We start from the raw sequence: 12598 nt of genomic DNA on the forward strand, positions 1-12598 counted from the left end.
ATTAATATCCTCCGCTATATATGTTTTTACTTAGGTATCTTTCACTGCTATCTGGAAAAATTGTTACAATTGTACTTCCTGGTTCAGCTTTTTCAGCTTCTTTTAAACTTGCATAAAGTGCTGCCCCAGAAGAGCTTCCTACTAGTAAACCTTCTTTTCTTGCAATTTCTTTTACTAAATGAAAAGCATCTTGATCAAGTACGGTATAGATTTCATCAAATAAATTAGTATCTACAAAACCTGGAATAAATTCCATTCCAATACCTTCTGTATCGTGTGAACCGGGCTCGCCTCCATTTAATATAGAACCTTCTGGCTCAACGATTACAGTTTTTACATTCTTACAATTTTCTTTTAAATACTGGGCTGTTCCAGTAAATGTTCCACCACTGCCAGCTCCAGCGACGAATACATCTATTTTGCCTTCCAATTGTTCAACAAGTTCCGGCGCTAACGTTTTATAGTAAGTTCTAGGATTTGCTTCGTTACTAAATTGAGAAGGTACAAATGAATTTGGTATTTCTTTTGATAACTCATTTGCTTTTTTAATTGCACCAGTCATACCTTCTGACGTTGGAGTGTTTACAATTTTTGCACCAAGCGCTCTCATTAAAGTTTGTTTTTCCACGCTAAACTTCTCTGGTACAACGAAAATAGCATTCACTTCATACTTTAGAGCTGCTAGTGCTAAACCAATACCAGTATTACCTGCGGTCGGTTCAATTACTGTGCCTTCTTTTTTTAGCTTTCCCTCTTTAAATGCACTTTCTAGTAATTCCATCCCAAGTCTGTCTTTTACACTTCCACCAGGATTACAATATTCTAGTTTTGCAAATAGTCTAGTGCCTTTTGGTAAAGGAAAAGATGTAATTTCAAGTAATGGTGTTGATCCAATCAGTTCGTGTACTGACTTTACAACTTTCATAATTTCAAGCTCCTTTATGCCACAAAAAAAGGTTAGTTTCTTCCAATCCATTATATGCAACATGGGTAAAATTGAACGTTGTCTTAATACCAACTATTCTTATTGGTATTATAAGATATTTATTTTTATCACGCAATAAAAAAGTACTTTTATACCTTTCTATAAGGAATAAAAGTACTTTACATTAAGTAAAGAATATCGTTACAAATACAATAGAAAAGATAATGCTAAGTGCGTCCGCAAGTAAGCCAACCTTTAAGGCATCTCCCATTTTTCGAATCCCTACAGCACCAAAATATACCGTTAAAACATATAAAGTTGTATCAGTACTACCTTGCATAGTTGACGCAAGTCGTCCGATAAAAGAATCTGGTCCATACGTTTTAATTAGATCAGCTGTAATACTTAAACCTGCCGATCCAGATATTGGGCGAATAATCGCCAGAGGAAATACTTCTGCTGGTATACCAAGAGAGGCTAGTAAAGGGCGGAGAAGTTCAACACAAAATTCTAAGGCACCAGAAGCTCTAAATATTGATATTGAAACTAACATTCCTACTAAAAACGGAATTAATTGAACTGCAATTGTAACGCCTTCTTTTCCACCTTCTACAAATGATTCGTATGTAGGAACCTTTTTCCATGTTCCATGAATTAAGATGACTGCAATGATAAAGGGAATGATATATAGCGAGATTGTATTCATAACCCCCATTTATCTTCTCCCCTTTCGATTCCTTCTTCTTGCAAAAAAGCTATTTATCAATAATCCACCAATAAATGAAACGACTTGGGCAAGAATCGTAACCCCGACAATTTCAGTCGGATTAGCTGAATGATAAGACATTCTTATTCCGATTACGGTAGTTGGGATTAAAGTTATTGCACATGTATTAAGCGTAAGAAACGTAATCATATCATCACTTACTTCTTGGCTATTTTTATTTAATACCTTTAATTGCTCCATTGCTTTAATACCTAGTGGAGTAGCAGCGTTACCTAGACCAAATAAATTCGCAACCATATTTGACATAATATAACCAAGGGCAGGGTGGTCTTTTGGAATTCTCGGAAACAAAAACGTAAGAAATGGCTGAAATATCTTTGATAAAATTTTTAATAATCCTGATTCTTCTGCGATTCTCATTAATCCTAACCAAAATACAAGCACACTGACTAACCCAATACAAATGGTGATTGCTTGTTTCCCTCCATCAAACACCGCTTTATTAACTTCCTCGATTGTCCCATTTATCATCGCAAATACAAAACCAATAATCGTAAGAGCAACCCAAATGATATTAACCATTTGAGTGCTCTCCCATTAAGTTTAGTAACACTTCTTTACTTTGCTCAAAAACCTCTTTTGTAAAGACTTTAACTTTACTTTTACTATAAAAAATATTCCTAGTTCCTAATTGTTCACCTTCTAATTCAATGATTGCTTTACCGACAATTTCATCATTCTCAAATCGTTTATCAGTCGGTTTTTCCAATTCAATCGTCACAGTAACATGTTCTTTCTCTTTTTCTTCTAGTGGATAAAAGAAATCATTTTTTAAATAAACATGACCTTTATAAATCTTGTCCTTAACTTCTCTAATTCCGCCCTTACTCATTACTTTTGTTAAAGGGTAATGATCAAATCCGTATTCAAATAGTGCAATATGGTCTTGCCAATCTTGACCATCATTTAAAGTGACAACAATTAAATCCATTCCATTTTTCGATGCAGTCGATACGAGCGTTCTTCTAGCTTTTTTAGTGAAGCCCGTTTTTCCACCTGTACTATACTTGTACATAAATGTCAGTAATTTATTTTTATTTTTCCATACATAATCCCAAGACTCAGCTGTATTTTTTGCTCTATGTAATTTTGTTCCAGCTATTTTTGCATACATTGGATTCTCCATTGCGTATCTTGTTAGAAGTGCCATATCATAAGCTGAAGAATAATGTTCCTTCCCATTTTCATCTAGACCGGATGGATTACTAAAAAAAGTATTGCTCATCCCAATTTCTTTCGCTTTTTCGTTCATCATATAAATAAAACCTTCAATACTGCCGCCGACTGATTCGGCAATAGCATTAGCAGCATCGTTACCTGACCTAAGCATTAATCCATAGACTAAATCTTCCAGTTTAATTTTTTGCCCTGGTTTTAAATAAATAGAAGAACCTTCAGTTTGAACTGCTCTAGAACTAATCGTAACTGTATTTTGAAGTTTTCCTGACTCTACAGCTAAGATTGCTGTCATAATTTTTGTAATACTCGCAATTCGTTCCGGGTCATGCATTGCTTTTCCATATAAAATTCTTCCTGTTTTTTGATCCATTAGTACTGCATTTCTAGCACTAACTCCTCCAAATGCTTTTACATTATTCATTGGAATTATGATTCCAATCAGAAATAAGCTAATGATTCCTAATATTAGCCATTTTTTCATTTTCGCATCACTCCACAGTTAGTCCTAATTAGTACAAGTTTACGAATTGAAAGATAAAAAAATGACTTTTTTTTAAAGAAAAAATGCCGAATACTTTTCCTTGGAAGGGAAATGTATTCGGCAATATCTTTTTATTAGTTATGTTAACAGAAGATTTTTGATATACAATCCAAGGTTGCACGCTTTCCGTGGGGCGTGAGTTGAAGCCTCCTGGGCACACCGAGATGGGTGCATGCGTTCAATAGAAAGTCGTGGTTTTAGTAATTTGCTTAATTAGACTCTATCATTAATAAAATGGCTTCCATTTTAATTGGCTTGCATATTCATATCGATAATTCACATCTTCCCAGTTTACAATGTTCCAAAAATTATCTACATATGAATCTTTATCAAACTTATATTGAAGATAATATGCGTGTTCCCAAACATCTATCACAAGTAATGGAATCGTATCCCATTGTGTAAAGAATTGGTGTTTTTCAGTTTGCAAAATTTCGAGTCGATTCGCTCTTGGAACCCATACTAAAATAGCCCAACCTACACCTTCTACTTTTTTTGCTGCCTGTGTAAAGTGCTCTTTAAATTCCTCATAGCTTCCAAAATCATCTTCAATTTGTTTTAACAGTTCTGCTTGAGGTTTCCCTCCACCCGATTTACTTAAATTGTTCCAAAAAATAGTGTGTAAATAGTGCCCCGAACCATGAAATGCTAGTTCCCGCTCCCAATGCTTTAATAAATCATATTGATTATTCTTTCTCGCTTTTTCAAGTTCAATTTCTGCCTTATTTAAACCATCTACGTAACTTTTATGATGTTTATCGTGATGAAGAATCATAATTTCTTTTGAAATATATGGTTCCAATGCATTATATGGATATGGTAGTGGCGGTAATTCGTGTTTACCAATTTCAATTTTTTCTTCCACTTCCATGACGCGATATGCATAACTATCATCATATTCTTCTTCATTTAATAAAGATATTAATCTTTCTTGTATATCGTCTACATCCATAGAAATTTCATCTAAAAATGAATTTTGATCCACATAATAACTCGTTGTACCCATACGGTTTAGTAATAATTTTACTTTATATTCTAATAGTTCCTTTTCCTGTAGTTGATCAAATCTTTCCGCAAGTAATTGCAAGACGTTTCCACACCAATCCTCAACTTCTTGAAAGTAAGTGATTAGTTCAGATTGATTTACCATATTCCACCTCCACAGAGAAAATGCATTCTCTTCTACTTTCAATTGTATGATGGTTATGATAACGGTATTACCGGTAAGAAATATGGACTAATTATTAGAATAGCTATTTTATTCTGTCTCGAGTACCGTACGATGTTCAGCATAAAACTCAAGTTTTAGAGTAATGACTTTTTCTAGTTCATACACAACCTTCATTAAATTTGCTCGTGTTTCAAATTCATCTCTAGTCTTTGGTAAAGGCATTCTTTTGAATTCTTGCATCATATGGTTAAATTCACCTAACAATTCAATACCAGTTGATTTTTCCTTCAAATAAACACCAGTATCCTCAAAAAATTCAGCAATGATCTTAGCATGCTCAAAGTTTATATCAATTTGTTTTAAGATTGGTATGATTTGATTGGTGATGATTTCAAATTGTCTTTCTCTCATTTCAAAATATGTTAAGTAGTAAACATTTGTTTTAATAAAACTATTTTCAACTTGTCTAAATGCTAATGCTTTCGCATTTTGTAATAAAATATTTGTTTCTTTTATGTATTCTTCTAAATCCTCATCTTTGCCTTTCATTTTTAATGAAATCCCTAACAGGAGCATTTTAAAATTTTGTTCGATTTTCTTTTGTGTCTCAACCATTTTCTTTTCAATACTCGGCATATATGTATTCATAATCAACGCGATCCCAATTCCGATTGCAAGGATTAATACTTGATTATATAAAAAGCCAATAGACTTATCGGTACTAACATAAATTTGCAGTACTATCACCGAACTCGGAATGATGCCTTCTTGTAGCTTTAACGTTACTAGTAAAGGGATCGTTAATAAGAAATAAATTACAACTGTTAGAGGATGGTAGCTTAAGTATTCAAACAACATCCAACCAAAAAACATTGCAATAACAGAAGCAATAAATCTTTGAATTGCTACAAAAAATGATTTTCGCTTTGTATTTTGGATACTTAATAAAGTGACCACAGCCGCTGTACTATAATTTTGCAAATGCATTGCTTCTGCGATGATCAGTGATATTCCGCTTCCAATTGCGGTTTTGATCGTTCTTTGTCCTATTGAAAACATAGATTTCATTTTTATTCCTCTTCTCATTCAAAACAATTTATAACATATTGTAACGTAACTAATAAGAAAAAGACGAGAAACATTTACATTTTCTAGTCTTTCAGACAGTCTGAATCTCTTGGTTTTTATATATAGTCTACAAACTAAAAGACTAGAAATATTTTCTAGTCTTTACCTTTTATATATAATTTACAATTTATGAATGAATCATTACTGTTTATATTGTTGCATCTTCTTAGTCGAATAATCAGTTTCATAATACTCAAGTTCTTCTCTCATTTGTTGGAAAACCTTTTCTAATTTTGCAAACAATGCTTGAATTGAATTTGGTACTTCTTTGTAAAAAGTTATCGCCTGATTGCCAGTGTATGCAGCACGACTATTTTCATACCACGCATCATTTTTTGGAGAGAAAAACTCCGCAATACATCTGTGATAAATTTTATGTAATGTTTCTTCTGCAGTTGCCTTATGAAACCCGCCACCTAAAATCTTCTCACAAACTTCTCTTGCATCTTCACAATAAACCGAAATTCTACGTAAAGAAGTAAGAATACTTTCCATATAAGATTGATTGATTGTTGAATTTTCCTGTTGAAATGACGGTAAAGAATGTTTATTTAAAAACATATTACACTCTAATCCCACAATACCTAATTGATGACCAACTATTTTTAATTGATGCTCTACCATCTTATTCGACATTGTATTCCCTCCATAAATTAGATCGTTACTTCAACTCTTTTACTTGTACTTTGTTTAATTCCTCTTGCATATCCAACTAATTGATCAAAATCCACACCTTTTAGCTCGTTAACAAATTCATTTATTTCATTTATATAAATTCGTTTACGACCACGATAAGATGGATTATTAATAATAAAAGCAAGAGCGACTAAATCACGGAAATAAATTGACTCTTCTCCATTATCATAAAGTACGGTTGTTTTCACTTCACTCAATTCTGGAAGCTGTTCTTCAAAAAATCTTACATATAATACTGAAGTTACAAGCTTTTGACCATTATATTCATATTCAACTTCTGAACGATTAAAAAAGTCTTCTGAAGTGTTTGACTGAGCTTTTACTAATTCATATCCATGACAATTATAAATATACAATTCTTTCACCCTCCAAAGATTTCCATAGTTTTAGTGTAACATAGTATGGTTAGATAATTGCAGAATTTTTTAACTAATCTTCCTTTTCAAACTTACTAAAAAATAAATCAGCTTCTTCTTCAATTTCTTCCATTTTTAGATCCTCTGGAAGTGGTGGTAGTTCTTTAATATTTTTCAAACCAAAATAATCTAAGAACTCAGATGTTGTTCCATATAAAATTGCTCGTCCAGTACCTTCAGCACGACCTACTTCTTTAATTAAATATTTCGAGACAAGCGTTTGAATTGGTTTTTCAGTTTTCACGCCACGTATATCTTCAATTTCTGTACGAGTTATTGGTTGTTGATACGCAACGATTGCCAATGTTTCAAGTGCTGCTTGAGATAAAGAAGAATTTGATGGGCTTTCAATTAGCTTTTTAAAGAATTCTCCATGTTCTCTTTTTGATGTTAATTTATATCGATTTGCTAAAATTCTTACTTGTAATCCTCTGGATGATTTATCATATTCTTTCTTTAAGCTCTCGATTAAATCTAACACTTCAGTTTGAGTACATTCTAACGTATCCGATAATTCCAGAATTGAAATCCCTTCATCTCCAGCAACGAATAATAGGCCCTCAAGAACACCTATTAATTTTTGTTCATTTTCCATTACGAGTACACCTCATCTTGCTTTTTTTCGAATATTTCTCGTGAAGTTAGAAAAATTTCCGAAAAATTCTGTTCTTGCTCTACAATTATTTCTTTTGTTTTCATTAACTCTAAAATTGCTAAAAATGTAACAACTATACTTTCCTTGTCATTATATGGGAATAAACTAATAAAATTAGTACGTTTCTTAAGTTGTTTTAAATAGTCAACAATTTCACCCATTCTTCGTTCAATGGAAATTTCTTCTCGGACTATTTTTGTTTGCAATGGTTCTTGAAGCTTTTTTCGTTTAAACAGTTTTTGTAACGCGCCTAACATATCATAAATCGTTACATCGGTTGGTATTGTAATATCCTCAGGTCCTGGTCCATACTCAGATAAGTCAGTAGGATTACGGGTAAAAATCATTGCCCGCTCAGATTCTTTTTCCTGAAATACATTTGCTGCTTCTTTAAATTGTTTATAAACTAATAATCGATTCATTAATTCTTCTCTAGGATCTTCTTCAAAAACAGCATCCCAATCAGCTTGTTCTTCATGATTTGGTAAGATGCTTTTACTCTTCATTGCTAACAACTCAGCTGCCATTACTAAATACTCACTTGCAATATCTAACTCTAATTCTTTCATTGTATGAATATATAAAACGTATTGGTCGGTTATTTCAGATACAGGTATATCGTATATATCAATTTCAAATCGTTGAATTAAATGCAGTAATAAATCCAAGGGACCTTCAAATGCATCAATTTTAACTTCATATTGCTTCACAAACTTTTCACCAACTTACTAATATGATTGCTCCGTTAAACATTTGTTGATTTCTACTTGCAAGAGCCTGATGTTCATTGCTTTTCGATCATCCTCTTCGTGATTTTCTCCAATACAATCAAACCTGTCCAATTCTCTAACAATGGAATAGCAACTTTCAATCAACTTCTTATTTTATCGTTTATTTATGTTCAATTCACTTACTTTTGAATAATAAACAGTAACAAAGCCTTATGATAAAAATTATATCTTTTATCAGTATAAAGGATAATTGAACAAAACTGTATAGTGAAAAGGATTTTTTGGATTTGAAATAACTTTGTTTAAGAAATCTTTAGATATCCGCCTATACCAATTTTATATAAATTCATAATATATGAATGCAAGAAGAATTATTTGCAGTAAGGAGGGTTAATCATGAGTAAAGGCGGCAATGTATCTCCAGGATACGGACATGGTAATGGCTTTGCTTTAATCGTAGTATTATTTATCTTATTAATCATCGTTGGATGTGCTTTCATCTGTTAGTTTAACTTGTGAATAAACAAAATGTGAAAGCCTAGACATTGTTCTAGGCTTTCTTCTTTTTTATTACTTGGCTTTCTGTTACATTTATTATCAAAGAGGTGAAGAATTTTGGTACATTACAATCAAAACGAACGCTACATAAAATATTTGTGTCATTTCCACTATGACCATGATTTCTTTGAATGCCACGAAGTACTTGAAGAACAATGGAAACTAGAGCTTAATAATGAATATAAAAAAGTGTGGCTTGGTCTCATCAGACTAGCTGTTGTGCTATATCATTATCGTCGTGGAAATTATGCAGGTGCAAAAAAATTAATGCGCCATGTCCATGCATATGCAAATGACCCTACTCTAACTAAAATGGCTGGACTTGATCATAAAACTTTTCAAGAAATCGTTAATAATTTACAAGCTAACATAAACGACCACAAACAATACAAACACTTTCATTTACCAATTAAAGATCACAAATTATATCAAAATTTCATAAAACAAAAAAATAACTATTCATCATTCACTGAAGATTTGATCCATAAACACAGTACAAGGGACAGATCAGACGTAATATCTGAACGAAATAAACAACTTCAAATAAGAAAAAATCAATAACAAAAAAGTGTTCGACAATGAAGTCGAACACTTTTTCTATAAAACTTTCAAACTAATTTTACAATGATCAATAAACGAAGCTATTTCTTCAGTGGTAATGATCGTATAATCCACATACTGATTTCGGATAGCATCATATAAAGAGGTTGCAATACCTTGATTTCGGAATGAAGGGTTTACACTTAGATGTTTAATCATAAGAACTTTATCTGGTAAAAGTTGAATTCCAATAATTCCAACAATATCGTCTAATTTCCAAAGGAATAAATGATTATCTTCATTTGTTTCATAGTCTTTTATTGTATTAACTAAGCTTTTCACATTCTTTTCATTCGGCATAAACGATAGCAGGCCCATTGCAATTTTTTCATATGTTTTTTTATACCTAATTAACATGTTTACCCCTCTTAAAAATTAATAAAACTCTTAATCTTCTAATAAAACATTCAAATATATGCTTTATTACCTTACTATATTACGAAAAATCTAAAAATACGTTCCAACTATATCAATATTTCAAATATATAATTTACACATTTTTCTGTCAAGAAGAAAAGTGGAAGCGCCTACGTTCAGCCCCGACAAGCATAAGAAAAAGAACACTGAAAGTTGCTCTTTAACTTTCATGGGCTTTGGCTTATGACTCGAGGGGCTAGGCGCTGGAACTAGACAGACCGAAAAGTGGAAGCAACTCGCTCTGACCCGACAAGCATAAGAAAAAGAACACTGAAAGTTGCTCTTTAACTTTCATGGGCTTTGGCTTATGACTCGAGGGGCTAGGCGCTGGAACTAGACAGACCGAAAAGTGGAAGCAACTCGCTCTGACCCGACAAGCATAAGAAAAAGAACACTGAAAGTTGCTCTTTAACTTTCATGGGCTTTGGCTTATGACTCGAGGGTCAAGTTGCTGGAACTAGACAGACAAAAAAAGTGGAAGCGCCTACCCTCAACCCCTTTTGTAATATGGAACCATTTGCCCAATTCTTGAATACATTAAACTTTAAATAAATGAATTGTTAAAGGAATGGTGAAAATGAGATTGGATTTGGATTATACTTCACCCTCAACCCAATTTAGTTTCGATTTAAATACAAATACATCTTTTAAAAAAGACAATCAAAATTACATCAATAGCTTGAGTATAAATCAATTAAATACACTAGATCAGCTTTCGTTATTGGATATTTATTTAAGTACAAATAATGTAGTTGAACCGCATTATCATCAGAATTCATCTGAGTTAGTATACTGTATTTCAGGCTCAGCTGTTGTATCAATTTTCAATCCATATACAAAACAGCTTCATCATTACCCGATTACACCAGGACAGGTGGCAAATGTTCCACAAGGATGGTGGCATTATGAAATTGCTACAACTGATCAAACACATTTACTGGCTATTTTCAATGCACCTTCACCTGATGTTATTTTATTCTCAGACCTATTAAAGTTCACTCCATCCAATCTTGTAGCCCATACTTACTGTCTTAATGAAAATCAATGGAACCAAACACTATCACCACTTCAGCCTTCTACTTTTATTGGCCCACCAATTACTTGTCATCAAGAAAATGGTAGCCAAATGTCACCAACTCAAAATCATCAAATCTATTCCCAAGTCGCTTATCAGCCATATTATCAACAGCCTCGTTATTGGTAATGTTTGGATAAAAAAAAACTCTTTTCTGTTAACCAGAAAAGAGTTTTTTATTAAATTATTGTTCGTCCCAAACTTTTACTTCTTTCATAACGTCGCCGTTACGCATTCTTAAAACTGTATCCATCCCTTCAGTTACTTGACCAAATACAGTATGTACACCATCTAAATGTGGTTGTGGCTCATGTACGATGAAGAATTGACTTCCACCAGTATCACGACCAGCATGCGCCATTGATAAAGCACCTGCTTTATGTTTATGTGGATTTCCTGCAGTTTCACATTTAATTGTGTAACCAGGACCACCTGTACCATTGCCATTAGGATCTCCACCTTGAGATACAAATCCTGGGATAACGCGGTGGAATGTTAATCCATCATAAAATCCTTTTTTTGCTAAGCTTTCAAAATTTTCAACTGTTGCTGGAGCATGCTCAGCAAATAAGTCGATTAAAATTTGCTCACCGTTCTCAAATGTAATACTTGCCTTTTTCATAAAAAATTCCTCCTTATGTATTACAAACTTCTAAGACTATATTGTCCTATTATTACCATTACTTAAATAAACTAGTAACGCTTTTATAATCATACAAAAAACAAAAAGTAATGACAAGTTTTCGAAAACTACTATAATAGGGTTATAAGATTTTTAATTTGTATTAACTTAAAAAGGGAGTGTTTCTTTGTTGAAACAAAAAATTTTAGCATTCACCTTATCAATGGGATTAATTGCTATGCCATTATCAGTATTAGCAGATTCTGTTCCTGGTGAAACAATCGTAACTCTTGGACAAAACTTAACTGAAACTCAGAAAAAAGCATTATTATCAGAAATGGGTGCACCTGCTGATGCTAGAACTGTTACAGTTTCGAATCAAGAGGAACATAAATATTTAGATGGAACAGTGCCTAAAGCTCAAATTGGTACTCGTGCACTGTCATCAGCGATGATTACAATTGGTGAAAAAAATACAGGGATTATTGTTCAAACAAACAACATCTCATGGGTTAGTAATGCAATGTACACAAATGCATTAATTACAGCTGGTTTGAAGGATGCAAATATCGTGATTACAGCACCGTTTGAAGTTTCTGGTACTGCCGCTTTAACTGGAATTATGAAAGCATATGAGCTTAGCTCTGGCGAAGCAATTCCTGAAGAAGTTAAAAAAGTAGCAAACGAACGAAATGGTGAAAACAGCTAAACTGGCAGATACAGTTGGAAATGAAAAAGCTGTCCAACTTGTTGCACAAGTAAAAGAAGAAATTGCTAAAAATCCAAATATGACAACTGATGAGTTAAAAGACTTAGTTAATCGTTTAGCTGATGAATTAGGTATTAATTTAACATCAGATCAAATGGCTAGTTTAATGGCTTTATTTGAAAAAATGAAAGATTTAAATATTAATTGGGATCAAGTAGGCGATCAATTAACAAAAGCAAAGGAACAAATTTCTGACTTCTTAAATTCAGAACAAGGACAATCATTTATTCAAAAATTAAAAGATTTCTTTTCGGCTTTATTCGATGCCATCCTTTCATTTTTTAAGTAGGGTAAAAAAGTAATATAAAAAACCTCGATCATTTTACAT

General features: G+C 32.8%; 15 protein-coding genes and 1 pseudogene. 4 read left to right on the forward strand and 12 right to left on the reverse strand.

The genetic code is table 11. The annotated features are described in order from the left end of the window. Nucleotide 1: 1 nt before the first annotated feature. From ABID96_RS12240 to ABID96_RS12285, 10 genes are all read right to left on the reverse strand, one after another. A complete protein-coding gene (locus ABID96_RS12240; RefSeq protein ID WP_192602286.1) occupies nucleotides 2-925 on the reverse strand; it encodes a PLP-dependent cysteine synthase family protein in 924 nt (307 codons plus the stop codon). 184 nt (nucleotides 926-1109) lie between these two features. Beyond that, nucleotides 1110-1640, reverse strand: coding sequence for a spore maturation protein (locus tag ABID96_RS12245; protein WP_087999357.1), 531 nt, complete (start codon nucleotides 1638-1640; stop codon nucleotides 1110-1112). Continuing rightward, nucleotides 1641-2234 carry a nucleoside recognition domain-containing protein gene (locus tag ABID96_RS12250; protein ID WP_192602287.1) on the reverse strand — a complete coding sequence of 198 codons (594 nt, stop codon included), beginning with the start codon at nucleotides 2232-2234 and terminating at the stop codon, nucleotides 1641-1643. It abuts the gene before it with no gap. Then, on the reverse strand, nucleotides 2227-3372 hold the full coding sequence (locus ABID96_RS12255; protein ID WP_192602288.1) for a D-alanyl-D-alanine carboxypeptidase family protein: 1146 nt from the start codon (nucleotides 3370-3372) through the stop codon (nucleotides 2227-2229). Before ABID96_RS12255 ends, ABID96_RS12250 begins: the two co-directional genes overlap by 8 nt. A 286-nt stretch (nucleotides 3373-3658) precedes the next feature. Continuing rightward, nucleotides 3659-4582, reverse strand: coding sequence for a superoxide dismutase (locus tag ABID96_RS12260; RefSeq protein WP_192602289.1), 924 nt, complete (start codon nucleotides 4580-4582; stop codon nucleotides 3659-3661). A 108-nt stretch (nucleotides 4583-4690) separates the two neighbouring features. Continuing rightward, the gene (locus ABID96_RS12265) at nucleotides 4691-5671 is read right to left on the reverse strand and encodes an aromatic acid exporter family protein (RefSeq protein ID WP_192602290.1); all 981 of its coding nucleotides are present in this window, start codon (nucleotides 5669-5671) and stop codon (nucleotides 4691-4693) included. 201 nt (nucleotides 5672-5872) lie between these two features. Then, entirely contained in the window at nucleotides 5873-6367 is a 495-nt protein-coding gene (locus ABID96_RS12270; RefSeq protein ID WP_192602291.1) for a DUF3907 family protein, read from the reverse strand. A gap of 17 nt (nucleotides 6368-6384) precedes the next feature. Then, entirely contained in the window at nucleotides 6385-6783 is a 399-nt protein-coding gene (locus ABID96_RS12275) for a hypothetical protein (RefSeq protein WP_087999351.1), read from the reverse strand. A gap of 73 nt (nucleotides 6784-6856) precedes the next feature. Further along, complete coding sequence (gene scpB / locus ABID96_RS12280; protein ID WP_087999350.1) at nucleotides 6857-7438, reverse strand: SMC-Scp complex subunit ScpB; 582 nt, start codon at nucleotides 7436-7438, stop codon at nucleotides 6857-6859. After that, nucleotides 7438-8208, reverse strand: coding sequence for a segregation/condensation protein A (locus tag ABID96_RS12285; protein ID WP_192602292.1), 771 nt, complete (start codon nucleotides 8206-8208; stop codon nucleotides 7438-7440). Before ABID96_RS12285 ends, scpB begins: the two co-directional genes overlap by 1 nt. A 417-nt stretch (nucleotides 8209-8625) precedes the next feature. Here ABID96_RS12285 and ABID96_RS12290 point away from each other — a divergent pair, with 417 nt between their 5' ends. Together ABID96_RS12290 and ABID96_RS12295 are read left to right on the forward strand one after the other, a co-directional pair. Further along, complete coding sequence (locus ABID96_RS12290; RefSeq protein WP_087999348.1) at nucleotides 8626-8736, forward strand: YjcZ family sporulation protein; 111 nt, start codon at nucleotides 8626-8628, stop codon at nucleotides 8734-8736. A 108-nt stretch (nucleotides 8737-8844) separates the two neighbouring features. After that, nucleotides 8845-9348 (forward strand): DUF309 domain-containing protein, encoded by a 504-nt coding sequence (locus tag ABID96_RS12295; protein ID WP_192602293.1) that lies wholly within the window; start codon nucleotides 8845-8847, stop codon nucleotides 9346-9348. A gap of 36 nt (nucleotides 9349-9384) precedes the next feature. Here the strand turns inward: ABID96_RS12295 and ABID96_RS12300 are convergent, their stop codons facing one another. Continuing rightward, nucleotides 9385-9744, reverse strand: a complete 360-nt coding sequence (locus tag ABID96_RS12300; RefSeq protein WP_087999346.1) for a GNAT family N-acetyltransferase — start codon at nucleotides 9742-9744, stop codon at nucleotides 9385-9387. A gap of 637 nt (nucleotides 9745-10381) precedes the next feature. Here ABID96_RS12300 and ABID96_RS12305 point away from each other — a divergent pair. Next, nucleotides 10382-11008 (forward strand): cupin domain-containing protein, encoded by a 627-nt coding sequence (locus ABID96_RS12305; RefSeq protein WP_192602294.1) that lies wholly within the window; start codon nucleotides 10382-10384, stop codon nucleotides 11006-11008. Between the two features lie 55 nt (nucleotides 11009-11063). Here the strand turns inward: ABID96_RS12305 and ABID96_RS12310 are convergent, their stop codons facing one another. Further along, nucleotides 11064-11501: a peptidylprolyl isomerase gene (locus ABID96_RS12310; protein ID WP_087999344.1), complete on the reverse strand. Its 438-nt coding sequence runs from the start codon at nucleotides 11499-11501 to the stop codon at nucleotides 11064-11066. Nucleotides 11502-11691: 190 nt separating this feature from the next. Here ABID96_RS12310 and ABID96_RS12315 point away from each other — a divergent pair. Next, nucleotides 11692-12559: pseudogene (locus tag ABID96_RS12315) on the forward strand (DUF1002 domain-containing protein). Nucleotides 12560-12598: the final 39 nt, after the last annotated feature.

Source organism: Gottfriedia sp. OAE603, assembly GCF_040543965.1.
GTDB classification, from domain to species: Bacteria; Bacillota; Bacilli; order Bacillales; family Bacillaceae_G; genus Gottfriedia; species Gottfriedia solisilvae.

Bases quoted from the DNA above. Each gene is read 5' to 3' on its own strand.
- ABID96_RS12240 (WP_192602286.1), bottom strand. From the start codon at position 925: ATGAAAGTTGTAAAGTCAGTACACGAACTGATTGGATCAACACCATTA.
- ABID96_RS12245 (WP_087999357.1), bottom strand. From the start codon at position 1,640: ATGGGGGTTATGAATACAATCTCGCTATATATCATTCCCTTTATCATT.
- ABID96_RS12250 (WP_192602287.1), bottom strand. From the start codon at position 2,234: ATGGTTAATATCATTTGGGTTGCTCTTACGATTATTGGTTTTGTATTT.
- ABID96_RS12255 (WP_192602288.1), bottom strand. From the start codon at position 3,372: ATGAAAAAATGGCTAATATTAGGAATCATTAGCTTATTTCTGATTGGA.
- ABID96_RS12260 (WP_192602289.1), bottom strand. From the start codon at position 4,582: ATGGTAAATCAATCTGAACTAATCACTTACTTTCAAGAAGTTGAGGAT.
- ABID96_RS12265 (WP_192602290.1), bottom strand. From the start codon at position 5,671: ATGAAATCTATGTTTTCAATAGGACAAAGAACGATCAAAACCGCAATT.
- ABID96_RS12270 (WP_192602291.1), bottom strand. From the start codon at position 6,367: ATGTCGAATAAGATGGTAGAGCATCAATTAAAAATAGTTGGTCATCAA.
- scpB (WP_087999350.1), bottom strand. From the start codon at position 7,438: ATGGAAAATGAACAAAAATTAATAGGTGTTCTTGAGGGCCTATTATTC.
- ABID96_RS12290 (WP_087999348.1), top strand. From the start codon at position 8,626: ATGAGTAAAGGCGGCAATGTATCTCCAGGATACGGACATGGTAATGGC.
- ABID96_RS12300 (WP_087999346.1), bottom strand. From the start codon at position 9,744: ATGTTAATTAGGTATAAAAAAACATATGAAAAAATTGCAATGGGCCTG.
- ABID96_RS12305 (WP_192602294.1), top strand. From the start codon at position 10,382: ATGAGATTGGATTTGGATTATACTTCACCCTCAACCCAATTTAGTTTC.
- ABID96_RS12310 (WP_087999344.1), bottom strand. From the start codon at position 11,501: ATGAAAAAGGCAAGTATTACATTTGAGAACGGTGAGCAAATTTTAATC.